Source organism: Hafnia alvei, from assembly GCF_034424155.1.
GTDB lineage: Bacteria > Pseudomonadota > Gammaproteobacteria > Enterobacterales > Enterobacteriaceae > Hafnia > Hafnia alvei.
Window position 1 is genome coordinate 3,228,360 of record NZ_CP139992.1, and the last position, 21,906, is coordinate 3,250,265.

The 21,906-nt window shown below is 46.3% G+C and carries 40 protein-coding genes; 24 read left to right on the forward strand and 16 right to left on the reverse strand.

The features are described 5' to 3' along the window. Positions 1 to 88: 88 nt before the first annotated feature. The 14 genes from U0008_RS15110 to U0008_RS15175 all read right to left on the reverse strand — a co-directional run bounded on the left by U0008_RS15110 (position 89) and on the right by U0008_RS15175 (position 7,397). Entirely contained in the window at positions 89 to 715 is a 627-nt protein-coding gene (locus U0008_RS15110; RefSeq protein WP_043494645.1) for a hypothetical protein, read from the reverse strand. Then, a complete protein-coding gene (locus U0008_RS15115; RefSeq protein WP_043494647.1) occupies positions 712 to 915 on the reverse strand; it encodes a protein ninH in 204 nt (67 codons plus the stop codon). The genes U0008_RS15110 and U0008_RS15115 overlap by 4 nt, the downstream gene beginning before the upstream one ends. A 154-nt stretch (positions 916 to 1,069) precedes the next feature. After that, positions 1,070 to 1,297 carry a hypothetical protein gene (locus U0008_RS15120; RefSeq protein ID WP_043494649.1) on the reverse strand — a complete coding sequence of 76 codons (228 nt, stop codon included), beginning with the start codon at positions 1,295 to 1,297 and terminating at the stop codon, positions 1,070 to 1,072. Beyond that, positions 1,294 to 1,875 carry a recombination protein NinG gene (locus U0008_RS15125; protein WP_043494652.1) on the reverse strand — a complete coding sequence of 194 codons (582 nt, stop codon included), beginning with the start codon at positions 1,873 to 1,875 and terminating at the stop codon, positions 1,294 to 1,296. Before U0008_RS15125 ends, U0008_RS15120 begins: the two co-directional genes overlap by 4 nt. After that, positions 1,862 to 2,548: a metallophosphoesterase gene (locus tag U0008_RS15130; RefSeq protein WP_043494654.1), complete on the reverse strand. Its 687-nt coding sequence runs from the start codon at positions 2,546 to 2,548 to the stop codon at positions 1,862 to 1,864. Before U0008_RS15130 ends, U0008_RS15125 begins: the two co-directional genes overlap by 14 nt. Beyond that, entirely contained in the window at positions 2,541 to 2,708 is a 168-nt protein-coding gene (locus U0008_RS15135) for a NinE family protein (protein WP_096080455.1), read from the reverse strand. Before U0008_RS15135 ends, U0008_RS15130 begins: the two co-directional genes overlap by 8 nt. Then, positions 2,705 to 3,160, reverse strand: coding sequence for a recombination protein NinB (locus U0008_RS15140; RefSeq protein ID WP_043494656.1), 456 nt, complete (start codon positions 3,158 to 3,160; stop codon positions 2,705 to 2,707). Before U0008_RS15140 ends, U0008_RS15135 begins: the two co-directional genes overlap by 4 nt. 3 nt (positions 3,161 to 3,163) lie before the next feature. Then, complete coding sequence (locus tag U0008_RS15145; RefSeq protein ID WP_043494658.1) at positions 3,164 to 3,508, reverse strand: hypothetical protein; 345 nt, start codon at positions 3,506 to 3,508, stop codon at positions 3,164 to 3,166. Next, complete coding sequence (locus U0008_RS15150) at positions 3,508 to 3,771, reverse strand: phiTE_015 family protein (protein ID WP_043494660.1); 264 nt, start codon at positions 3,769 to 3,771, stop codon at positions 3,508 to 3,510. Before U0008_RS15150 ends, U0008_RS15145 begins: the two co-directional genes overlap by 1 nt. Positions 3,772 to 3,977: 206 nt before the next feature. Then, complete coding sequence (locus U0008_RS15155; RefSeq protein ID WP_043494666.1) at positions 3,978 to 4,262, reverse strand: hypothetical protein; 285 nt, start codon at positions 4,260 to 4,262, stop codon at positions 3,978 to 3,980. Then, positions 4,262 to 5,695: a DnaB-like helicase C-terminal domain-containing protein gene (locus U0008_RS15160; RefSeq protein WP_043494669.1), complete on the reverse strand. Its 1,434-nt coding sequence runs from the start codon at positions 5,693 to 5,695 to the stop codon at positions 4,262 to 4,264. Before U0008_RS15160 ends, U0008_RS15155 begins: the two co-directional genes overlap by 1 nt. Continuing rightward, a complete protein-coding gene (locus U0008_RS15165) occupies positions 5,685 to 6,587 on the reverse strand; it encodes a hypothetical protein (protein ID WP_043494672.1) in 903 nt (300 codons plus the stop codon). The genes U0008_RS15160 and U0008_RS15165 overlap by 11 nt, the downstream gene beginning before the upstream one ends. 173 nt (positions 6,588 to 6,760) lie before the next feature. Continuing rightward, on the reverse strand, positions 6,761 to 7,054 hold the full coding sequence (locus U0008_RS15170; RefSeq protein WP_035503334.1) for a CII family transcriptional regulator: 294 nt from the start codon (positions 7,052 to 7,054) through the stop codon (positions 6,761 to 6,763). Positions 7,055 to 7,163: 109 nt separating this feature from the next. After that, complete coding sequence (locus U0008_RS15175; protein WP_004092530.1) at positions 7,164 to 7,397, reverse strand: helix-turn-helix domain-containing protein; 234 nt, start codon at positions 7,395 to 7,397, stop codon at positions 7,164 to 7,166. Between the two features lie 118 nt (positions 7,398 to 7,515). Here U0008_RS15175 and U0008_RS15180 point away from each other — a divergent pair, with 118 nt between their 5' ends. The 3 genes from U0008_RS15180 (at position 7,516) to U0008_RS15190 (ending at position 9,375) form a co-directional block, all read left to right on the forward strand. Then, on the forward strand, positions 7,516 to 8,268 hold the full coding sequence (locus U0008_RS15180; RefSeq protein ID WP_043494675.1) for a S24 family peptidase: 753 nt from the start codon (positions 7,516 to 7,518) through the stop codon (positions 8,266 to 8,268). Between the two features lie 452 nt (positions 8,269 to 8,720). After that, positions 8,721 to 9,011, forward strand: coding sequence for a hypothetical protein (locus U0008_RS15185; protein ID WP_043494677.1), 291 nt, complete (start codon positions 8,721 to 8,723; stop codon positions 9,009 to 9,011). Between the two features lie 10 nt (positions 9,012 to 9,021). Further along, positions 9,022 to 9,375 (forward strand): hypothetical protein, encoded by a 354-nt coding sequence (locus U0008_RS15190; RefSeq protein WP_043494679.1) that lies wholly within the window; start codon positions 9,022 to 9,024, stop codon positions 9,373 to 9,375. A gap of 199 nt (positions 9,376 to 9,574) precedes the next feature. Here U0008_RS15190 and U0008_RS15195 read toward each other — a convergent pair whose 3' ends face one another. Next, positions 9,575 to 9,829 (reverse strand): hypothetical protein, encoded by a 255-nt coding sequence (locus U0008_RS15195; RefSeq protein WP_043494682.1) that lies wholly within the window; start codon positions 9,827 to 9,829, stop codon positions 9,575 to 9,577. A gap of 158 nt (positions 9,830 to 9,987) precedes the next feature. Between U0008_RS15195 and U0008_RS15200 the strand changes: the two genes are divergently transcribed. The 21 genes from U0008_RS15200 (at position 9,988) to U0008_RS15295 (ending at position 20,989) form a co-directional block, all read left to right on the forward strand. Continuing rightward, the gene (locus tag U0008_RS15200; RefSeq protein WP_043494684.1) at positions 9,988 to 10,569 is read left to right on the forward strand and encodes a pentapeptide repeat-containing protein; all 582 of its coding nucleotides are present in this window, start codon (positions 9,988 to 9,990) and stop codon (positions 10,567 to 10,569) included. Between the two features lie 32 nt (positions 10,570 to 10,601). Beyond that, positions 10,602 to 10,979: a hypothetical protein gene (locus U0008_RS15205; RefSeq protein ID WP_043494686.1), complete on the forward strand. Its 378-nt coding sequence runs from the start codon at positions 10,602 to 10,604 to the stop codon at positions 10,977 to 10,979. A gap of 172 nt (positions 10,980 to 11,151) precedes the next feature. Next, complete coding sequence (locus U0008_RS15210; RefSeq protein WP_043494689.1) at positions 11,152 to 12,177, forward strand: hypothetical protein; 1,026 nt, start codon at positions 11,152 to 11,154, stop codon at positions 12,175 to 12,177. Between the two features lie 30 nt (positions 12,178 to 12,207). Then, positions 12,208 to 12,327 carry a protease FtsH-inhibitory lysogeny factor CIII gene (locus U0008_RS15215; protein ID WP_224451829.1) on the forward strand — a complete coding sequence of 40 codons (120 nt, stop codon included), beginning with the start codon at positions 12,208 to 12,210 and terminating at the stop codon, positions 12,325 to 12,327. 118 nt (positions 12,328 to 12,445) lie between these two features. Continuing rightward, a complete protein-coding gene (locus U0008_RS15220; RefSeq protein WP_043494691.1) occupies positions 12,446 to 12,652 on the forward strand; it encodes a hypothetical protein in 207 nt (68 codons plus the stop codon). Next, on the forward strand, positions 12,649 to 12,909 hold the full coding sequence (locus U0008_RS15225) for a hypothetical protein (RefSeq protein WP_043494693.1): 261 nt from the start codon (positions 12,649 to 12,651) through the stop codon (positions 12,907 to 12,909). The genes U0008_RS15220 and U0008_RS15225 overlap by 4 nt, the downstream gene beginning before the upstream one ends. Continuing rightward, on the forward strand, positions 12,890 to 13,573 hold the full coding sequence (locus tag U0008_RS15230) for a Rad52/Rad22 family DNA repair protein (protein WP_043494697.1): 684 nt from the start codon (positions 12,890 to 12,892) through the stop codon (positions 13,571 to 13,573). The genes U0008_RS15225 and U0008_RS15230 overlap by 20 nt, the downstream gene beginning before the upstream one ends. Beyond that, a complete protein-coding gene (locus U0008_RS15235) occupies positions 13,573 to 14,079 on the forward strand; it encodes a single-stranded DNA-binding protein (RefSeq protein WP_043494698.1) in 507 nt (168 codons plus the stop codon). The genes U0008_RS15230 and U0008_RS15235 overlap by 1 nt, the downstream gene beginning before the upstream one ends. Before the next feature lie 18 nt (positions 14,080 to 14,097). Then, positions 14,098 to 14,397, forward strand: a complete 300-nt coding sequence (locus tag U0008_RS15240; RefSeq protein WP_043494702.1) for a hypothetical protein — start codon at positions 14,098 to 14,100, stop codon at positions 14,395 to 14,397. A gap of 84 nt (positions 14,398 to 14,481) precedes the next feature. Further along, positions 14,482 to 15,558 (forward strand): DGQHR domain-containing protein, encoded by a 1,077-nt coding sequence (locus U0008_RS15245; protein WP_043494705.1) that lies wholly within the window; start codon positions 14,482 to 14,484, stop codon positions 15,556 to 15,558. Further along, complete coding sequence (locus U0008_RS15250; protein WP_043494709.1) at positions 15,545 to 15,973, forward strand: hypothetical protein; 429 nt, start codon at positions 15,545 to 15,547, stop codon at positions 15,971 to 15,973. Before U0008_RS15245 ends, U0008_RS15250 begins: the two co-directional genes overlap by 14 nt. A gap of 4 nt (positions 15,974 to 15,977) precedes the next feature. After that, the gene (locus tag U0008_RS15255) at positions 15,978 to 16,196 is read left to right on the forward strand and encodes a hypothetical protein (RefSeq protein WP_043494711.1); all 219 of its coding nucleotides are present in this window, start codon (positions 15,978 to 15,980) and stop codon (positions 16,194 to 16,196) included. Then, positions 16,189 to 17,100 (forward strand): hypothetical protein, encoded by a 912-nt coding sequence (locus tag U0008_RS15260; protein ID WP_226930241.1) that lies wholly within the window; start codon positions 16,189 to 16,191, stop codon positions 17,098 to 17,100. The genes U0008_RS15255 and U0008_RS15260 overlap by 8 nt, the downstream gene beginning before the upstream one ends. Further along, positions 17,100 to 17,393: a hypothetical protein gene (locus U0008_RS15265; protein ID WP_043494714.1), complete on the forward strand. Its 294-nt coding sequence runs from the start codon at positions 17,100 to 17,102 to the stop codon at positions 17,391 to 17,393. The genes U0008_RS15260 and U0008_RS15265 overlap by 1 nt, the downstream gene beginning before the upstream one ends. A gap of 59 nt (positions 17,394 to 17,452) precedes the next feature. Beyond that, on the forward strand, positions 17,453 to 17,971 hold the full coding sequence (locus U0008_RS15270) for a hypothetical protein (protein ID WP_043494716.1): 519 nt from the start codon (positions 17,453 to 17,455) through the stop codon (positions 17,969 to 17,971). A gap of 65 nt (positions 17,972 to 18,036) precedes the next feature. Continuing rightward, on the forward strand, positions 18,037 to 18,321 hold the full coding sequence (locus U0008_RS15275) for a DUF5405 family protein (RefSeq protein WP_043494718.1): 285 nt from the start codon (positions 18,037 to 18,039) through the stop codon (positions 18,319 to 18,321). After that, positions 18,299 to 18,538, forward strand: a complete 240-nt coding sequence (locus U0008_RS15280; RefSeq protein ID WP_043494720.1) for a DUF4060 family protein — start codon at positions 18,299 to 18,301, stop codon at positions 18,536 to 18,538. The genes U0008_RS15275 and U0008_RS15280 overlap by 23 nt, the downstream gene beginning before the upstream one ends. Continuing rightward, on the forward strand, positions 18,535 to 19,101 hold the full coding sequence (locus U0008_RS15285; RefSeq protein WP_043494723.1) for an MT-A70 family methyltransferase: 567 nt from the start codon (positions 18,535 to 18,537) through the stop codon (positions 19,099 to 19,101). Before U0008_RS15280 ends, U0008_RS15285 begins: the two co-directional genes overlap by 4 nt. A 406-nt stretch (positions 19,102 to 19,507) precedes the next feature. Then, positions 19,508 to 19,720 (forward strand): excisionase, encoded by a 213-nt coding sequence (locus U0008_RS22560; protein ID WP_367882898.1) that lies wholly within the window; start codon positions 19,508 to 19,510, stop codon positions 19,718 to 19,720. Then, positions 19,659 to 20,726 (forward strand): tyrosine-type recombinase/integrase, encoded by a 1,068-nt coding sequence (locus U0008_RS15290; protein ID WP_043494725.1) that lies wholly within the window; start codon positions 19,659 to 19,661, stop codon positions 20,724 to 20,726. The genes U0008_RS22560 and U0008_RS15290 overlap by 62 nt, the downstream gene beginning before the upstream one ends. A gap of 77 nt (positions 20,727 to 20,803) precedes the next feature. Beyond that, a complete protein-coding gene (locus tag U0008_RS15295) occupies positions 20,804 to 20,989 on the forward strand; it encodes a YpfN family protein (RefSeq protein WP_025797467.1) in 186 nt (61 codons plus the stop codon). Positions 20,990 to 21,055: 66 nt separating this feature from the next. Here the strand turns inward: U0008_RS15295 and ypfH are convergent, their stop codons facing one another. After that, positions 21,056 to 21,742, reverse strand: coding sequence for an esterase (gene ypfH / locus U0008_RS15300; RefSeq protein ID WP_043494729.1), 687 nt, complete (start codon positions 21,740 to 21,742; stop codon positions 21,056 to 21,058). Positions 21,743 to 21,906 lie beyond the last annotated feature (164 nt).

The following is a 21,906-nucleotide window of genomic DNA, read 5'->3' on the forward strand; positions in this document are numbered from 1 at the left end:
CTTTGTTACTGCGCTCTTTCGCTTTTGCTCCCGAGCATGCATCAAATTTATACTAATGCCTGCCCTTTTGTTTTAGCTATTCGTGCTATTAAGCTGCTTGATGTAGAATTTCTTTCTCCATTTCTCTTTTAGATGAGTAATAGAGTTCCCCATCAAGGATATTTTCAGCCCATTCTATTCTATTGCGAGACTCTTTTGCTGATATCCCTGTCAATGCAGAAAGCGATCGAATCAGGTCTTGCGAGCTTTTGCGCCGACAGTATTTTAATCTAGCCATAGAACGAATCGGGTTATCTCTTCCTAACACCTTCGTTATCAGTCGCTCCATAAAGGCGGCATCATCTGATTCTTTGGCGAGAGCGATGATGTTGCCTGCTGCTGATTTTGGAATGATGATATCTCTGGCTCTGCGGTGTAGCTCCTCATCTCGATATCCTTGGGCAAAAAGCTCGGTGACAGTGCTTTCTATCTGCTTGCTCTTCTGTTCACTCCATTCGCATCGCATCATTAAGCGGCCTATTACATTGACCTCTCCGCGTGGAGACTCATCGCCTCGCATATGATCACCCCACACTCTTAGCATGTAGCGTATCCACTGCCGCTGGGAGTCGTTGATAGTTTTCCATCCATTGCCAAACAAGCGCCGTATATCCGTTTCACGGCGTATGAATGCCAGCTTAGATAGCTGCTCAATGTCATATCTATCTTGTCTCATCGCTTACCCCACCTGTTCTTCCCACTATCCCCACGAGCTGTCATGAATACACCGTTTACTATGGCGTGCTGCTTGGCGTCTTTGTCTTTGATGTATTTGGATATAGTTTCTCTGTTGATGTGTAGGCGTCGTGCTAGCTCACTCTGATTACCGTATGTATCGATTAACATGTCGGGTACGGTTCGGATGTCGGCTTTCATATCTTCCCCTTATCTACCAAAGCTAAATACCGATCGCCCTGTATCAATGCGTAGCAATAACGAGCTTTAAACGTTCGATGCAGGAATCGTAAACTAGGCATCATGAACGCAGTGGTTATGATGCGAGCTGCCAGCTTGTTGTGTTCTGGTTTGATCACGCTGCCTCCCTGTAGACTTCAAGCGAATTCAGATATAGTCCGCCGAAGCTATAACGAATTTCATCGAATACGTTTTCATAGGTGGCATATGGAAAGAAGTTCAGGAAAAAGGTTTCTGCTTTATCACATTCCTCCATTAAATCTTCTGCACTGTTTGGCCTGATCACGAAAACCACATCATTGAAAATTGCCGCTGTTTCACATGGGTAAGTGATTTTTCTCACGCTGCCTCCAAATGTTGCTTTTCGATATCCCTCAATTTCTTTCTGTATAGCGCCCTGATGCCGTCCAGTTCTTCTCTGGTGTATCGGTGTTCCTCATTGTTACTTTCGAGCGCCATGACTCGCTCAAGCCCGATTTTCTTTATCAGGTTGAGTCTGTATGGACCTATGTCACCGGATTTGTGGACGTTACAGGCAGAGCATTGAAGGTGTACGTTGTCTTCGTTAAATCTGAGTTGGGATGCCGCTTTCGTTGTCCTGAAATGCCCTGCGTGGAAACTGACTGCGTTCTTAATTCCACAGCTAATGCATCCATTCCCTCTATCCCTAGCCCTGATGTAGTCGTTGAATACTCGCTGAGTCATGTTTCTCCAGTGAGATAACGGCTTTGTATCTGCCTTGCGTTTTCTCCAATTACGACGAGATTCATCCTCAGCTTGTTTTTGCTGATTCTCTTTCTGTTGTTTTTGGTATTTGTTAGCGCAGAGCGGTGAGCAAACTATTTGAAGGGGTCTATCGGGAGTGAATTTGGTTTTGCATATCGGGCATTTCTTTGGTTTCGGCTTTTTAGCCTTGATCACTATCACCTCCAATCTGGATAACAGTAAGTCCGTGACCAAACACCGCGCCAGTGTCGATATAGCGCTGATTGAAGAAGTTCATCGGGCTGCGAGCTGGCGTGTGTCCAAAAATAAACTCGTCCGCACCGGTAATGTTGCAGCCGATCCCGTCCATCGCGTTACTCACCCGCTCTCGATTCCAAACCACATCATTCTCATCGACACGTTTGCCAAATATGTATTCGTTTGATGGGTAGTCTGCATGGGCTATCACATAGCTCTTGCTGGGGAAATTGACTTCGATAATCAGCGGTAAACTTTCTGCATGAGTGATTAATTCCTTAGCGAGAACCTCTTGGTCGTAATCGAGGTAGAAGAACCAGCCACCGCCATTAGCTAGCCAGTGATTTACATTGCCGGTGCCGTTTAATGCCTGAATAGCCATCTGCTCATGGTTACCGCGAACAGCTATAAACCACGGCAGATTAATCAGGTCGAGGCATTCGACGTTCTGCCCACCACGGTCGATTAGGTCACCAACTGAGATAAGCAGGTCTGCGTCAAAGTCGAACTCAATCTCTTCGAGGTGCGTCATCAGCATGCCGTGGCAGCCGTGTAAATCGCCTACTACGTAAACCTTTCGATATTCAGTTCCGTTAATGCGGAGGTATATCCCTTCGCGCGTTTCAGTCATGTCTATTCCTCGCTCGCACTCTCAGCCAACGTACATCGTGAAGGTGGGCGCTGTAGTTGAAAGTCACTGTTGATATGGGTTGGGGTTTACTGCGTGGAGTGGATTTGTTGAAGATTAAATTGTCTATCGCTATTTGTGTCGGACTTCGCTGTCGCTTCATGCTGCTGAACTCCTGTTGTGTTGTTGAGCCCAGCGCATTACCGCTGATGACTCTTCACTAAACTTCACGCCCTGCTCCGATCCGAACCAGTAGATAGCCTCGATAACATCAATCATCTCGCTTACTCTCATCTTGCTTGTGCGCTGGCCAAACATGACAACGCCGCCCCCGATACCCGGTGCGGTTCGCTGCTCTTCTTTTTTGGTCTTGGCTACCAGAGCGGTAATGAGGTCTTTCCAATCATCTTCATCGTACTTCTGTCCATACCAAACAACCTGCTGAGCTAGGTCATGCAAGAGCGGCCACATTTTCCGATTCTGAGAAAGTGTGCGCTTTGGTGGGGATAGTTCGATTTCGTATGGCTTGGATTGGTCTAGCGGGAGATTTCTGATTTGTTCGATGGCGTGACTTCTGATTTGCTCGGTTCTCAGATAGAAAACCTTTTTGGTCATAGTCTAATCCCCCTGTATTTCTTCCATCATGGCGTAAGTTTTCGGTTCCCTGCCGGTGCCAGATGCTATTTCAGATCTGAGGCATGCAATCAACTCATCCCACTGTTCCAGTACCGGAGAGAGCGATGGACATTTTTCCGCTATGGCAGGGAAATGGTCGCGTATCTCTGGAATCTCATCCACTAGTAACATGCATCGGCGAAGGTCTGACGGATCATGTGGTTTGCCAAAGTGGCTCCCATAAATCGGTCTATCCAGGCCACAGGCGATTGCTGCCATAGTCGCAGAGCTAATACCCACGTTACCTTTCCCCATCCATTTCAAGACTTTCATTGCCAAATTATCCATCACTCCCCCTTAACCTTGACGCCAGCAAACGCAAGTCGCGCCATGGTGCGCTCTTTTGAGATGGCTACGCCTATTTCCTCAGTGTTGATTGCAGGAGGTAGCACGACCACCACCGCCTCGCGGCTTGCTTGCCATGCCCACCACTGACCATCAATTATCTCGTCCGTGTAACCATCATCACAACGCAGACTTTCCCAGCCATCCATAGGCTCGCATTCGTTATTTTTTTGCCATGCCGTTTCAAACTGTTCACGACTTGTCATGACAGGCACCCCTAGCTGTATTCAGCTTTGAAATCAATTTGTTAATTTCATCTTTTTTTTCTGACGAGATGTTTTGAACATGGGATTTAATTAACCTATCGAATCCTTTGCTAATCTCTCGCATCACAAGTTTTAGAAAAAATACTTTTAACCATCTTGGAGAGTATGGGCTTAGCCCTATATTCTTTAAAAATATCAATTTTAACTTATTCATGACTATCTCCATCTCCGTATAGCGGTAAATAAACACACCTGTAAACAAACTGAATAAACTCGCTCAGGAATACATTCCATTCAGGATCAGGGGTGTATCCAGCGGCTTTATCAACCATAAACTCAATACCGTTGCGCGGTTTTCTCGGCCTGTATACGCCGTAGATGCGCTCAAAGTTTGAGATAAGCTCCTCTTCCTCTAAGCTAGCTTCAATCGCTTGGCTTAGGCGTGGATCTGTTATCAGGGTGAGCTTGATGCAATCTGGTACGCTTGACATCAGAAGCCTCCTTTTTTTTGTGCAGGCTGATTACGCTTGTCACGCTCTTCTCTGTCTCTCCGCGCTGCCTCTTGGTCAAGATCATAAATAGCTCCATTAGTCTGGCGGCAGTAGACTGTCCCCGTTTTCCCATGGCGATTTAGTCTGAGGATTAGTTCCGTATCTTCCTGATTTGCATTTTCATCAAAGGCTCCCTCTCGATGTATACCAACCCAGTAATCACAATCCTGTTCAATCTGACCAGTGTCACGGCTGTCGCTTGGTAATGGTCGTTTGTTGACTCTCGTCTCAAGTGAACGGTTAAGTTGTGTAAGCAACACCACAACACACCCCAGCTCTTTGGCGAGATTCTTTAACCCTTTGGTGATAATCCCGTATGCCAAATCGTTACGGTCGGCTTTCTCGGCAGTCATGAGCGTTAGATAGTCGACAAGGATCATGCCTACGCACCCTTTCTGGCGTTTTATCTTGCGACTCTCTGCGACAATGTGAGCCAAAGATAAGCCCGGAGTGTCGTCGATATGCAGCAGGTCAAGCTCACGTAAGCGCACGGCTGTCTTGAGCGCCTTATCAAAATCGCCGTCATAATCTCCGTCATACGGTTCGTTATCATTGACGTTGTGATAAAAGATATTTGGATTAACTCCGGATTTTTGTCCCACAATCTTTTCCAAGATCTGGTCATCAGGCATTTCAAGACTAAACATCAGCGCTGGCTTACCTTCCCGAACCGCGCAGTTTATTGCCATTTGAGAATACAGCGTGGTTTTACCCATCTTTGGCCTAGCACCAACGACAAATAAAGATCCTTTAACCAGCCCCTTGGGTGACAGCATTCGGTCGAGTGAAGGGATGCCGCTGGATAAACCTCGAGACTCACCGTTATCTGAAAAGCGCTTGTCCAAATCGACTAGCCAGTCGTCCATTACCTCACCAAATGACCTAAGCCCTCTCCGGTTTCCGGTCTTGGCGTGATCCGTCATCTGAGCAAAGAGAGATTGTGCAGCTTCGTATTTCTCTTCAGCAGTCATCCCATCGTTGGCATAAAACAATTCGGTTATCTTGTTGGCCTTTTCAATCCCATAGCGACGCATGGCGCGATCCCTGACGATTGCGGCGTAGTTCACAATATTTGCTGCACTCGGAGTGTTTTTGGATAGTTCAGCCAAGTATGCAAACCCGCCCACTGCCTCAAGATCACCCTTCGCCTCTAACGAATCTGACACTGTGATCAGGTCAATAGGCTTTTGGCTTCTAGAAAGGTTACGCAGTTCTTCGTAGATAACTCGGTGGGTTCGGTTGTAAAAAGCATCAGGCTTAAGCGTTGCAAAAACGGTCTGGCAGCGCTCACTACCATCGTCAAGCATTAGGCCACCAAGAACTGATTGTTCAGCATCAAGGCTATGCGGAGGCACTACGTAATCAAGCGTCATCAGAATTACCCTCTCTAACTTTAAGATAAACATCGTCATTCAGCATGTAATCAATGTTTTTACAGCGCCATGTCTTCCCTGTTTTTACATCTGGCCTTTTCCCCAGCATCCATCGGCAGTTTAGTGAGATGTACTCTAGGTAGGCCTCCCATGCCTGCATGGTGAAAGGAACACCATCCAGTTGACGAGTTATCTTTCCTGCTTTCACCCAGAAGGTTTTGATCAGGTTTTTACGCTTGTCGTTCAACGCTTTTACTTTTGGACATTCAGGGAGAATTCGGTGGTATGCATCAATGACGTCTTGGCACGAATGAGAAGGTTTTTTCTTCTCTGATTTTTCTACTGCTGAGACACTCTCTTTATCTTTAGATAAAGAGTTATTAGTTATATTGTTGTTTATGGACAACCGTTGGACATTCGTTGGACAAACATCGCTGAGAGGCTCGTCATTACTGGTGTTTCCGTTGGACAACCGTTGGACATTCGTTGGACAATTTTGAGACTGAAAATCATCATATTTTAGGATGGTAATCAGGCTGAATTTTCTCCCCATAGCTTCGATTTTCAACATGCCTTTCGACTCGAAACTGCGGAGCAAACTCTTCACTTTGTTGTCAGGAATGAAGGTTTCCGAAACCAATGTTGGGCGCCCAGTTATCATCTGTCCTCGCCCTACCATCATCTCTCCAATGTCTGTATTAACGATTGCCGGTGCATAGTTGGCTTTCAGTATCAGATGAAGCCATAGGTGTACTGCCTGAGAATCCTTGTACAGTCTGCTATCCATGAATTGACGGTGTATCAAGGCAAACCCCTTACCGGTTGCCTCCGGTTTCTCTACAGGTCTTTCCTGCGTTCTGTAGTCATCAATATTTCTAACGACGCTTAACATGTTCCGTCTCCTTCAGTCGTAATCGGATGATCCCCGTTAACCGCTCTGCAAAAGCACGGTTATTAGAGGCAACAACAACCAGACCATCTGGAGAGTCGGGGTAACGCCGTTCCTCTTCTCTATTGCTTTTTCTACGTTTTGACATAGAATTACTCCTGTTTATTGATCCAGTACTAGAAAGTCATAGTGATCTGAGAGTCGTCAGCTGTTACCGCAGTTGGCGACTTTTTCTTTTGTGGCAATACCGATTCCACAGCCTGACGCGCTACTTCGCGAATCAAACTGGTTTCCCATACCTTCTCTAGCAGTACGAACATCGTTGCCATGTCGCGGATATTGAGGCGGCTTACTTTCGATTCGTGCCACCCTGCTTGCTTTGCTAGCTCTCTGTTAGTCTTCTGCATCATCCGGCAGCGGAGTTCTGTCTCCACTTCGTTGATGCGCTTGCTATAACTTGCATGTTCCATTTGTGATACTTCCTTTGTTGAATAAATAGTTACACCACCGGTTAGGTGGTTGGGGTCTCCTATCCTGTTAGAGATAGGAACTGCTAAGGCTGTTAAAGAGCGGTGTTGCTTAAGCTGCGTTATCTTTCACTGATGCAAACACAAGGCTTTCTTTGGTAACTGGCTGGTACTTACCAATTTGTTTGGTGCCTTTCTCAATCGCATCGGCACGTTCAGGTGATGCTCTTCGCACGCCGTATGCGATCAGGTTCATATAGCCAACGGATGTGCCAACAAGTTGAGCAAGTTCCGCCCATTCATCCTTGTCAGCATCTTTCCGCCAGCGGAGTAAATCATTGCTCATATTTTTTACCTTCTTTATTAAAAGATAAATTAAGTTTATCTCAAAGATAAATTAATAACAACGCCATTTTATCAATTTGAATATTTATCAAATTGCTAATACGTGGGAAGATTTGGGAATGGAAACTAAAGACTTCAGACGCAACAACTTGCGCGCTCTTATGGATGCATATATTCATGAGGGAAAAACTAAAGCTCAGTTCGCAGACGCGATCGGACTGCCTGCATCTCAACTAAGCCAACTTGTAGGCGTTAACGCCACCAGAAACATTGGCGACATCATAGCAAGGCGAGTTGAATCAAATCTTGGGCTGCTTCGTGGATGGTTGGACGTTCCTAGAACTGAAGAAAGTTTGATCTCTGCTGGCAATTCAGAGGCTAACTCCAGCAAATCGCCAATTTTCAACTTGCAAAATCTCTCCACAAACTATACTGATCATCCATACAGATTAGAATTATTGGATGTGCGGCATAGCTGCGGAGGCGGCATTGTGAATAGTGAGTACCCTGACATAATCCAGTCTATTGAGGTTGACCCTGAGTATGCCAAGCGAATGTTTGGCGGACGCCCTGCTTCATCGCTTAAGCTCACCACGTCAACCGGCGATAGCATGATAGGTACGATTGATCCAGGCGAACTTGTTGTCATTGACGTCACAGTAAAAACTTTCCGTAGTGATGGCATTTATGCTTTCACATATGGCGAAGGTAGTCACATTAAGCGCCTGCAAATGCTCAAGGATCGCATCGTAGTCATAAGTGATAATCAAAAATATGACCGATGGGAGATAGACTCAAGTAACGAAAGTAACTTCCACATAGAGGGATTTGTTGTCGGTAAATGGCACATGGACTACTCCAGACTCGGATAAAAACTTAACTACCTCTAACTAAACCAGCCTTGTGCTGGTTTTTTTACGCCTATCAAAAATAAAGATAAATTATTTTATCTTTCAATTCATATGTTTATCAAAAAAACACAAATACCCGCCAAATAATTTATCATTTTGCTATTCACCATTCTTTATCTTTGAGATAAATTAACCACATCAACACGGCAGCACACCAGATCAGCGGAAGCCGCCAGCTCTTTAACAATTTGCGTAGTGTTCATCTCTAACAGGGTGAAACCAAAGTGAAGTTGGCTTTGGGGTGTGGTGAATGCGCAGGCTGATGCGCACCGAGATCGAAACGTAAGGCGCTATGCGCAGTGATAGATGGTATCTACGGGTTGTTCCGTACAAGGGCTGGTTAGTGCCATCCAGTAAGCCGGAATATTTCAGTACCGGTCACCACACCACCAAAGCTAACTAACGGAGGATTTATGACAAAGATTATCGTCCTGCCATCAAGCAACAACTCAAAAAATCGATATAGAGCAAGCAGAAAGGCTAAGCGAGAGTATCAACAATCAAATGATAGTCATGTTCGTCGTGCGGTATTTGAATTGCATGGCGGCCATCTGACAACAGTAAAAGCACTATCCCTACCGACACCGAGAGCTGCTAAAGATTTGGTAGAGGTAGAGCATAAGCAACATCGGGTTGTGTCCGGCGTAAACATTTCAGCGTTCGGCCGCCAGAAGATTCGCGGGAAGAGCATTCCCTTAATTTAGAGAGGTAGGTATGAGCGGTACAAAAACCATGAATGACTGGCTAAATGAGGCCAGAGCGCCGAGATTTGAAGATCGCTGGTACTTCAATCGCCGAGTGATTTGCGCAGATGGTTATAGCGTGTCAATTCAGGCTAGTGATTCTGCATACTGCCAGCCTCGAAGCGACTTTAAAGATATTGCTATGTATCACTCTTTTGAGCTTGGATTTCCGAGTGAAAAAGACGAAATCATTATGGATTGGTGTGAAGAAGTTCAAGATCCGACAGGTACCGTTTATGCTTATGTCCCTCGGGATGTCGTTGAGAAGTTGATTGAGAAACACGGTGGAATTACAGCTCTACATGAGAGTGTGGAAGCAGATTAACAGGTCGCTTAGGCGGCCTTTTTTATTGGGTGAACAAGGGGGGTGAGATGGATAAGACAGAAGAAGAATTGAAGCAGATAAAGGGGCGCCAGAAGATTCGCGGGAAGAGCATTCCCTTAATTTAGAGAGGTAGGTATGGAGAATGAACGTGATGAACTGGTCAAGAAGTTAGCTGGCCAGTTCTTAGAAGATTTAACGGCTATTTCAGCGAACCAACAACGGTTTCAATCTCTTTTAGACTCTTATCGAAAGAGTCAACAACAGAAGCCGGAGCGCCTTTTACAGAGAGTTCATACCATTCGCGTAGAATTTCTCTTGTCTGCTGAGTGACCTCGGCAGGAAGGCATGAAAAAGTAGCGGTAAATGCATGCTTTAAAGCCGTATTGTTAGCTTCAAGCTCATCAACTCTTGCGCTTAATTCCTTTATTAGTAAATCGACTGTAACGGCTGACATCTTTTAATTCCTTTAATTGACTGTGGAATAACCAACGTATCAGCTTTCCTTGACTGTGGAAAGTTAGGAACCACCTCGCCTGATGTGGATAAAAGCAGGCAACAAACAATCACAGGTCGCTTAGGCGGCCTTTTTATTGGGTGAACAAGGGGTGTGAGATGAATACCGCAGATTTACGCAAGATTCTTGATGAACACAAAATTTGGATTGAGTCGTTTAGAGAAAACGGATCACGTGCCTACCTGAGCGATGCCAACCTGAGCGATGCCGACCTGCGCGGTGCCGACCTGCGCGATGCCGACCTGCGCGGTGCCGACCTGCGCGGTGCCTACCTGAGCGGTGCCGACCTGCGCGGTGCCTACCTGAGCGGTGCCGACCTGAGCGGTGCCGACCTGCGCGGTGCCGACCTGAGCGGTGCCGACCTGCGCGGTGCCGACCTGCGCGGTGCCGACCTGCGCGGTGCCGACCTGCGCGGTGCCTACCTGCCAGATCACACGTTCGTAATCATGGGGCATAAATATCCAATCACCATCACCAATGGTGAATATGTTCGAGCAGGATGCCAGAACCATACAGTTGCAGAGTGGCGCAAGTACAGCAAACAGGAAATTGCTGATATGGATGGACGTTCAGCACTGCGCTTCTACCCTAAGCTGCTAGATATCATAGATTTTTATCTTGGTAAGGGTGAGCGTCCAGATTGGCTTAAAGAGCCAAGTGAAGAAACTGAGGCCGCCTAGCGGTCTTTTTTATACCCAGAATGGAGATAGATATGAAGCACACACTAAAAGTTTATAAAGATTCCAAAGAATACCCTGATTACATGAAAGTCCGTTTTGATAAAACAAGCATAGGTAAATCATTCCTGTTTAATGGTCACCGATGGGCGTATGAGCATAGTACATTCGATGATTCTGGCAATTACGACCTGCTTTATCGTTTCGACGATGAGCCATACCCAGAGGAAAAATCAAATTCTGTAGATGAATTAACTGCTCGCGACTACTTCGCTGCTGGGGCGATGGCATCCATTGTGCGCAGATATGACGGTCATTCATTTGGTGGTGGCTCAGAATCACCTCAGTACAAAGAATTAGCAAGAGATGCCTATTTCATTGCAGACGCAATGCTAAAAGCCCGTGGCGAGTAATGCACATCGCAGGTATTCACTGAGTATCTGCTGTGAGCAATCCCGCTCATAACTGGAGAATGACTGCTCTGGTTAGCTGACACGTTTTGCCCCTCTCGTTAGGGGCTTTTTTATACCCGCTTCATCGCAAAGCGTAGGCGTTTTGCAATGAAACCAACGAAGGAGATCGCCAGTGAGCGAGATTACAGATTTAGTCGTCATTGAGAAGACCAATGCTCTAGCGGTCTTCACCAGCCAAGAGCAGCTAGACCCACTTATTGAGGCTATCGAGAAAGAGGCTCGCAGTCTGGTGCCGGACTTATCGACAAAGAAAGGACGAGACGCTATCGCATCTATGGCACGTAAAGTTGCCCGTTCTAAAACCTATATCGACAACGCTGGCAAAGACCTTGTTGCCGAGCTTAAGGCGCTGCCAAAGCAGATTGATGAAAGCCGGCGATTAGTGCGTGAGCGGCTCGATGCGCTTAAGGATGAGGTTCGTCGACCACTTACAGAGTGGGAAGCTGAGCAGGAGCGTATCAAGGCCGAGGAAGCCATGAACGCCATGCACGCCGAAGCGTTGGTAATGAATGAAAATATCGACCTGCAACGCGCTATTCAGTATGAGTCAGACCATGAAATGGCTTTACTCATGAACGAGAAGATTGACCGTGAGCGCGAAGAAGCACGACAGAAAGCCGAGCAAGCCAAACGCGAGCATGAAGAACGTATTAAGCGTGAGGCCGAAGAGAAAGCACGGCGCGAAGCAGACGAAGCGGCAAAGCGTGAAATCGAAGCGGCGGCGGCCAGAGAGCGTGAGGCTCTTTTAGCAAAAGAACTTGCGGAACGTGAGCGCATCGAATCTGAGCAGCGAGCCGAACGCGAGAAGCAGGAAGCCTTAGCGAAAGCAGAACGTGAACGCATCGCCGCCGAGGAAAAGGCCAAGTGTGAAAAAGAAGAGGCCATTCAGCGTGAACGCGCAGCGGCAGAGGCCAGAGAACAGGCTCGATTAGCCGAAGAAAAGCGCATCAAGGATGAAGAAGCTCGCCGCGCAGCTAATATCGCTCACCAGAAGAAAATCAATAATGCAGCTATGGCGATTCTTATGAGCACTGGATTAAGCGAAGCAGCAGCTCGGGAATGTGTTTGTGCCATCGTTAAGAATCAAAAAGCGTTAGCTGTATCCGGCCAGCGCCCACCTATCAGCATCAACTACTAATCAAATTCAAAGCAATTACAGGAGCTACCCATGATGAATTATGCCATCGCGGGCGGCGCTCTCATGGGCGCTTCTCAGATTACCGAATCTCAACTAGACCGCATCGTTCGTATCGTCACTCAATTCTTCTCACCACTCTGGAGCAAATAACTATGACTGATTTCATGAGAGAACCACGCCGGATCCAAGCGGTGAGAGCTTGTCGATTTCTGCGCTGGGTTAAACGACTTCCCGTAGTTAAGCACTTATTCATCAAAGGTGATCCGCTATGAACATCACATGCACATCGTTCGCTAGCAAGCATGGAGTGCGTCAAGGCGAGTTCGTTATGGAGTTGCAAGGCGTTTCCATAGCTGAGCAGCCAAACAGCGAGAAAGAGCTTATAGAGCTTCTGGCAGGTATGGATATTCAAACTATTTGTGAATACCTGAATGACATGGGCTTCACGGTAACCAATAAACAGGCGGCAGCATGATAGACGAAATCTTAAAGAACCAGCGCCAATCTCAGGCACACCTCGACTCATTAAATCAGGTTCGTTTCATGCTGAAAAACGGAACTATTAGCTCAGAGGAGCTAGCCATCATGGCTCTTGACCATATGGGTGTTAAAGGTGAGTTAGTCGAGCAGGTTCGCAGTAGAGCCAAACTTCAGCGAGATAAATTCTTAGCTGAAATGATGGGAACCATTAACTCAGCAGTGGGAGCATGTAATGAATCTGGAAGAGCTTGATCACCCTTTTGCGCCAGAGGATATCGAATGGCGAATTCAACAAAGCGGTAAGACTAACGCAGGGAAAGTATGGGCGATGGTTCTCTGCTACGTAACGAACCGAGCCATCATGAAGCGACTTGATGATGTGTGCGGTAAGGCAGCGTGGAGAAATGAATATCGTGATATTCCGAATAACGGCGGCGTTGAGTGTGGCATCTCAATCAAGATTGATGGTGAGTGGATCACCAAGTGGGACGCAGCCGAGAACACTCAAGTCGAGTCAGTAAAGGGTGGCCGTTCAGGAGCCATGAAGCGAGCGGCTGTGCAATGGGGTATCGGTCGATACCTATACAATTTAGAAGAAGGATTTGCTCAGGCATCAGCAGAAAAGATTCAAGGATGGAACAGAGCAAAACTGAAGGATGGAACACAGTTCTATTGGTCACCGCCAGCATTACCATCATGGGCTCTTCCAGCGCAGAAACCAGTTGCCGAGAAAAAGAAAGAGCCCTCCCCTGACGATATTTTGTCGCGCTTCACCGAGGCCGCTCGCTGCATGGCATTACCTGAGCTAACAACAGCATATAACTGGTCATTCAAAGCATTGGTTAGCAGTCCCGATCACCAGTCTAAATTGACTGACGTATTTACTATAAGAAAAGAAGAATTGGAGGCCGCGTAATGGCGAGCAGAGGCGTAAATAAAGCGATCATTGTCGGGAATTTGGGAAATGATCCAGAAGTTCGATACATGCCGAACGGAGGCGCAGTGGCAAACATCACGCTGGCCACATCCGAAAGCTGGCGAGACAAGCAGACTGGTGAGCAGAAGGAAAAAACTGAGTGGCATCGCGTGGTGCTATTCGGAAAGCTGGCAGAGGTTGCAGGTGAGTATCTTCGCAAGGGCTCCCAAGTATATATCGAAGGTAAGCTAACAACTCGCAAATGGACTGATCAGGCCGGAGTCGAGAAATACACAACGGAGATTCACGTTAACGTTGGCGGCACCATGCAGATGCTCGGCGGAAAGCAGGACCCATCATCTAAGCCAGCACAGAACAGAGCTCCCCAGCAAAGCGGGCAGCAAGCACCGCAGCGCAACGACGAACCTCCAATGGACTTCGATGACGATATTCCTTTCGCCCCCATCGGATTAATGCACCCTACTCACGCAATCTTCTCCATCTAAATCTCAGCAGGCTATCCCATGAACACACCTAAGCGGGCTAATGGCCTGCCTGATAAAACTCGCCTTGAAGAAGAGAAAAAAGCAATCGTAGCCGGAGTGATGGCGCTATTACCAAAACTTCGTGCTGGAGAGCCAAACCCACAATTTAACGGTAAATCAAGGATTGAATGGTCTATCGACTTCCGAAGAAATCGCGGTGCCTCATTCAACCCACCTCTACCGCCTCACATGCTCCGAGATTACTCGTTAGGTGAGGAATATTACGACGAGATGAACACATATCACTACACAGGCGCTGGCGCTTATCGCGGGGACTAAGGAGATATTCATGAACAACCTACCAATAGAGACATACGAATCAGTAGTTCAGCAGCGTGATGCGCTGAAAAAGGAGTCAGACAAATGAGCAAAGTTGGCGATTATTTCTTTGAGTTTCCTGCGTCGAGAGGCCTACAGGGTAGCACTGTAACTTTGATGATGACGGTTCCGGCAAGAACGCTAACTCGCGTTTTAGCATCTGACAATATTGGCAGTACTTTGGAACGCTCTCAGCGGGAAATAAATCCTGCTCGAGTGAAAAAATTCTATGAATACTTAGTTAGCGCTTATGAGAAGAAAGAACCGTTCATCATTCCGCCGCTAGTTGGTAACTGCAACTCAGAGATAGAGTTTCAGGAGTTCGGGAATACGAATGTTGGCGTTGCGCGTTTTCCTATGGATGCAGAAATAAAGCTGTTCGATGGTCAACATCGTGCTGCTGGCATAGCTGAGTTCTGTCGTACTTACGGTGAGCCGATCAGCATCCCCCTGATGCTGACACATAAGTTACCGCTTAAGGCTCGCCAGCAATTCTTCTCCGATATCAACAACAACGTTTCCAAGCCATCCGCCGCCATCAACATGGCATACAACGGGCGTGATGATGTTGCCCAAGGGATGGTGAAGTTTCTATCTACGCATGATGTCTTTTCTGAAGTAACGGACTTTGAGCACAACGTTGTTCCAGCCAAAAGTAACCTATGGGTAAGCTTTAAAGCTCTGAGTGATGCTACAGCAAAATTCTCTGGTACTGGTGCCGAAACACTTCCTAGTGGTGATGTATACGATATCTGGGAAGCATGGCTCAAGCTAACTGCATTAAATGATGTTCGTCTCGGCGTATCGCCATCTGAATATAAACGAGATTACATCCAGTTCCATGCAGTCATGATCAATGCCTTCGGATTTGCCGTGCAAGAGCTGCGTAAGCACTATCCGGTTCGTAGCATTGTATTGATGATTGAAGAGTTAATAACAAAATCAACTGCTATTGAGATTGAGGATTACTTCATGATCTCTAGTTGGGGTGGTGTCTGCGCCAGCACAGATAATGAGAGAGCTACTGTAATCGCGAGTGTTGCTTCACAAAAAGCAGCTGCAATTAGACTAATTCAGGCTATTACATCCAAAAGCTTGAAGGGGATTAATGATGCACAGTAACAGCAACAGAAAAGCCAGAATAGAAAAAAAAATCAGCAAAAACGCTAAGGAGTTGCTTCTTAAGCTCATGCCAAAAAATTACAAACCCGCCGACTTCAGCATTGAAGGAGATTCGTTTTACGGCCCACATGGTTCTGTGTATTTCGACGTGTGCGTGGTTTGGGATTCACCCGATTACTGGACGGGTGAGCAAGACTATTACGACGCTTTTTATAGACTACATGAAGCATTGATTGGTGAAACAACTGATTGGGACGGCATTTGTAAAGCCCATGATTCCGCCGGCTGGGGTTCGGGTAATCAAGTAGACCAATCCCCGTTTTATTCACCGTTCCGCCTAGGCGGAAACATCACGCGCGCAGGCATCATTAAGCACTGTCGATCACTGGTTAAAGCTGGAATTACTTGGGAGTAAGCGCATGGACAGTAACAGCAAAGAGAAAAAGCTCATCATAAATTGGCTTGAATGCGACTTATGCGGCTCAAGCAATATTGAAGTCACAACCACTTACGGCAACCCAGAATTGCTATATGCAGAAGACAAATGCCAGTGCTTGGGTTGCGGCGCGGACGGTGTAATTGAATGTGATGATGGTATTGCGTGGGCTAACTGGTATGAGGAGCAGAGCAATGACTAAGCTAACAACTGAGCGGTTAGAGCATTACTCGGCATTACCAACCCAACCAGCGGAGGGGGATGGCTGTTTCAAGAAAGGAATTTTCATGTATGAGGTTCGTCGCATGGCTCGACAGCTTCTGGCATACGAGCAAGCAGCTAAGAATCCTATCGGTTCGTTCCACATATCAGACGGTAAAGTTGAGGCTACAACGGACTATTGCCGAGACGGTGAATGGCCTGTGCAAGATGGCGAGGTTCTGGTTTATGCAGCACCGGTATTACCTAAACAGCCTGAACTAGAGAACAAGATCGCTCAAATTAAGCGACAAAAAGCACTGGCATGGTTAAAGCGCGTGGCTTATGAAAACCCATGCATGAAGGAAGTAAAAACCTGCATAGAGGTTCTATCAGCACCCGCACAACCTGTAGTACCAGAACAGCCTGAGCCAACAATTTCATTTTACCGTGATGGAATAATTGCGGCGGCTAAATGGGTTGAGAATCAGCGCGATGCATACGATAACGAACACGGTCAGAGCGATCCAGATACCGGCGCGTTTGAGTTCGGGAATGATGCACAGCTCGAGTATTCAACGACGTTATCAGAAATAGCAGAGGGAATTCGCTCACTGCATCCTGCCTCAGCCCAACCTGTAAGCGAGCCTTACAAGTTGCCATCCGGCTATGCACTGGTCCCATGCAAGCTAACGGCAGAGAACGGAGCTAAGTCATGCATGATTGGTGAATTCACTGAGCAGACAGAAATTAGCTGCCCCGAATGCTTTGGTGATGATGAGTGCGAAACTTGTGATGGTAGCGGGATGATCGAGGTTACGGTTCCTGTCAGTTGGACAACCATCAAGGATATTTGGGCTAAAGGGATTGAACACTTTGCCGCAGCCCCTGCACAGGAGAGCGAATAATGAAGGCCAAAGTTGGAATATCTGCGATTGTGGGAAGCGAGCCCAATACGATCACTTATTACTCGGTAGATATTTATGAAACTAAGTATCAACAGAGTATGCATAACGGACGTTGGGAACGGTGGCATATACAGAAGCAAAACGGCTATGTGTGCGGATACCACACACCTCGCGGATACTGGCGCAGAGTCACTAGCGAAAAGATTATTTCACAACTCAATGCAGCGGTAGCAGAGCATTTAGCAACGCCAACAGCACAGTGGATACTGCAAGTTCCCAAGATTATCAGTTAAAGTATGAAATATTTCTATTACTACATGTCTTTCAGGCTGCCACTTGACTAGGTACTTATATGCTCTGGGGTTTTAAATTAGAACAACTTAATTTGATAATTGCGGCTATATCAGCGATAGGCGCAATTGCTTCCGCTATAGCAGCAGTATCAAGTAAAGAAACTGCAAACCGCGCCCTTTCTCTCCAAAGAGAGATAGCAGATTTCGACCGTGACAGGCACTTATATGAATCGCTAAAGTCATTTGCAGAACAAGCCAACTCTTATGCCAAAGATAAGAGGGGTTCGGATTGGAGTTTCAGTGATGCTGCTAATATTATCTCAAAATTATCTTTGGCGATGCGTAGTATTGTAGAACGCTGTAGGAATGAAGAAGAAAAAAAAGGTTTGTTTATCCGATTCTTTAAAGGTCAACTAAATATTGAATTATTTCAAGAACTTAATGATGGTGATGGCCCAGATGTTATATATCATAGCAAGGAGCCATCAAGTATTGGGAGTGATATTCATCTTTCTTGGTTCGAAGTTGTTTCTTTTTTTGGGTTTATGCATGCCACTGATGAAGATCTATCAGACTAATTAATTAACCACCCCAATTAACCTCGCTCCGGCGGGGTTTTTTATTGCCTAAATTTGGAGAAAACATGCAAATCGAAATCGGCGAATACGTCATTACGAGTGACACATACAACCTGATACTTAACGAGAAAAAGGTAGCAAAGGAAGGTAAGTCTGCAGGTGAAGAGAGGCTTCAGTCCATCGGGTTCTACTCAAAAATCTCCACGCTTATCTCTGCATTAATTCAGCGCGAGGTTCTGCTCTCTGACGTCCAGTCATTGCAGGCAATGCAGCAATTAATAGAGCGAGTTTCATTGCAGTGTGAAAAGGCTTTCAAGGACTTTAACAATGCGACACATCATCAAGGGTAATCCAACACAGATAGAACGCTCAGCAATGGAAGCTGCGCTCAATCAGCATCAAGCCAAGTACGGTGATTACGCCCCATCTAAAGAGTCAGAAAACTACACCGTTTTAGTTGATGGAATGAAAATCGTAGTTGAAATCATGAACCGTAAAAAATCATATGTGGCTACATCGATGATGCGGCCTAGGGACTTATCGAAAGTTTGGGGGAATGCAGCGTGAACAAATACAAGCTGATTTATGCAGATCCGCCATGGACATACAGAGACAAGGCAGCTGATGGCGAGCGTGGAGCATCATTCAAATATCCCACGATGAGCATATTGGATATATGTCGCTTACCGGTATGGGATTTGGCTGATGAATCTTGTCTGCTGGCAATGTGGTGGGTGCCAACGATGCCAGCCGAAGCATTGAAGGTTGTCGATGCCTGGGGATTTAGATTGATGACTATGAAGGGATTCACCTGGCACAAAACAAATCGACGCAAAGGAAACAGTGCAATCGGCATGGGCCACATGACAAGAGCTAATAGCGAAGATTGTTTGTTTGCGGTTCGTGGCCGGCTGCCAGAGCGATTTAACGCAGCGATATGCCAGCATCAAACTTTCCACCGCACTGAACATAGTGCCAAGCCCCCAGAGTTTCGCGATCTGCTTGTTAGCTTGCTAGGCGAAGTGTCTCGCATTGAGCTATTTGCACGTCAGCAGGCTGATGGTTGGCATTCGTGGGGTAACGAGGTCGGTTGCAATATCGAATTTCAACAAGGAGTGAAAGCAGCTTAATGGACTGGCTTACTTGGATTGGTACGGTTGCTGGGCTCGCCTGCATTGCACGCATGATTTGGCTAAGCAATGAGATACGGAAAATATTCCTGAAAGGCATTGATAGAGGGCTTTGGTGATGATTTGGAGTTATTTCATGACATGACAGCAGAACAAGACAACGCGATAAGAAATGTGGCGCGGAGATGCAACGAAGCAATGAAATCTGCAATAAAGTCCGCGCCAAAAAAACCAACATCGACACAATCACCCGCCCGATTCTTCTCAGCCACTATGAAACCATTAAACCTCTCGGAATTCCATTCGTTAGGTTCCTTTGGACTATTGGCGTTTTGAATGGGCAGTTTGAGGATAAATGATGCTAACACTTGAGCAATGGAACAAAACACTTCCCAAACCAAAAAATATGGAAACAATACGCCGCTGGGCTCGGAATGGTCAGATATGGCCGCCGCCAATATTTGATGGTCATCAATACTTTGTTCGCGAGGACGCAGAAAAACGCGTTAATGCTCAGCCAACAAAATCACCCGGCACTCTTCTGATGAGAATTAAAAATGGCACGGAACAGAAGTCACACTCGCCGCGATCTGCCTCCAAATCTGTACGTCAGAAATAACGGATATTACTGCTACCGAGACCCACGGACGGGTAAGGAATACGGACTTGGAAAGATAAAGCGTGATGCAGTAAATCAGGCTATCGAGGCCAATCTTCAGCTAATGGATAGTGTATCAACTAGGCTTGTCGATAGGTTGTCAACTGAAGCGTCAATGCTCTTTCATGACTGGCTAGACCATTATTCTAAAGTTATAGACAGCCGAGGGCTAAAGCCCAAAACATTGAAAGAGTACAACGGAAAGATACGCATCTTACGAACTATCATCGATAACGTTCCAGTTGAGAGCATTACGACAAAGGATATTGCCTCCATACTGGCCTCGTACTCAGCAGATGGAAAAACAACGACGGCTAAGTTAATGCGAATTGCGTTGCTAGACATTTTTAGAGAGGCAATTGCTGATGGCCACATTACCAACAACCCTGTAGAAGCGACGAGGAATCCCCGATCAGAGATTAAGAGGTCGCGCTTATCTCTTTCCGAGTACAAAGAAATCTACCACTGTTCTCTTGCCCTTCAGCCTTGGATCCCGCTGAGCATAGAATTAGCGCTAATGACCGGTCAGCGAGTGAGTGATATCAGTAAGATAAAATGGAAAGATATTCGTGATGGGATGTTGTGGGTTGAACAGAAAAAGACGGGAAATAAACTTGTAATTGACTTGAGCCTAACTCTCGATGCAATTGGAGTTAGCTTAAAGGATACGGTTGATCGCTGTAAGGTGCTGTTTGGAAGATTCGATAACATAATCTGTTCGCAAACTGGGACTCAATTGACAACGACAACGATGGCGAGGGGATTTGCTAAAGCGAGAGAACTATCCGTCATCCAGTGGGAAAAAGAACCACCTAGTTTTCATGAATTACGAAGTCTGTCCGCAAGGCTGTATACTGAAGAGAAAGGGACGGAGTTTGCCCAACGGTTGCTAGGCCATAAGTCAGCAGTGATGACAGCAAAATATCAAGATAATCGCGGTAGTGAATGGGTTAAAGTCGCCACCTGATTATGATTTAATTTTGACTAATAATGACCTTTGCATTTTAACCAATTGATTAATAATGATTTTAAAAGGTGATAACTATGCAATGGTTAGCCGACTACTGGTGGATAATTCTACTAGTTTTGATTGGGATGGTCTGGAATGGGATGAAAGCTTTGCTCAAAGTTGACCACAAAAGTTTTTTGAGCAATAAACCTGAATTGCCTCCGCATCGTGATAATAACGCAGAATGGGACAAGGACGACGACTGGCCAAAAAAACAATAAGCCGCCGCTCTTCTCTTCATATAACAAAGGGCAACTTGCGTTGCCCTTTGTTTATCTACTAAATGATCATTTAAACGCAATCAGATCGCCGCGTTTCCCGCTTATAGCTTCATCCCAGTAGCGCTGGGGGATATATGCACGTAAACGGTCAAGCGCTAAATCCATCATATTTTGATCAATCGCATGACCAATCGTCTCGATATCCAAAGTAAAATCGGAGCCCTGCTCACGCATTTTTTCAGCCGCGTGTTGCGCATGCTCAATGGCAATCACCCGATCTTCGCTACCATGGATCATATGCACGACTGTATCGCCCAAATCTTTTTCCGGTAATGCTGCAAAGCGACCGCTAAACGACACGACCCTTCCCGCTAAATTAGGTACGGCTTTCACGGCTTCTAAAGCCATGATAGCGCCTTGCGAGAAGCCAACTAACGCAGTTGCAGCTGGATTCACATCAGCAACTCGCTGCCAATACCGCACAATATCAATAAACTGTGGCATCGCTTCATTAACGCGCTCAATGCGATTCTCTTCCGTCACACCGCTCACGGAAAACCACTGTAACCCTTGCCCACCTGGGGTCAAGTGAGGAGAGCCTATGCTGACAACCAGTGAATGTGGAAACGCTTGGGCAAAATACTCGCCAATGCTTCCCATTGAGACAGGGTTATCACCAACGCCATGAAACAGCAAAATCAGCTGCTCTGCCGGTGTTGCAGGGCTTTGGACAACATGATGTTCGTGTTTCATTAGAGACTCCTCGCTGGATAAAAAGATGTCATTCATCGACATCATCTGTTGAGGAATACTATACGCCTAAGAGTTCACAGGAAAATCGGGTTTCCCTGATGATGTTGTTCTATTTTTTTGCACAATCGTCTGATTCAACGACCAGAAAAAAATGCAAAAAAATG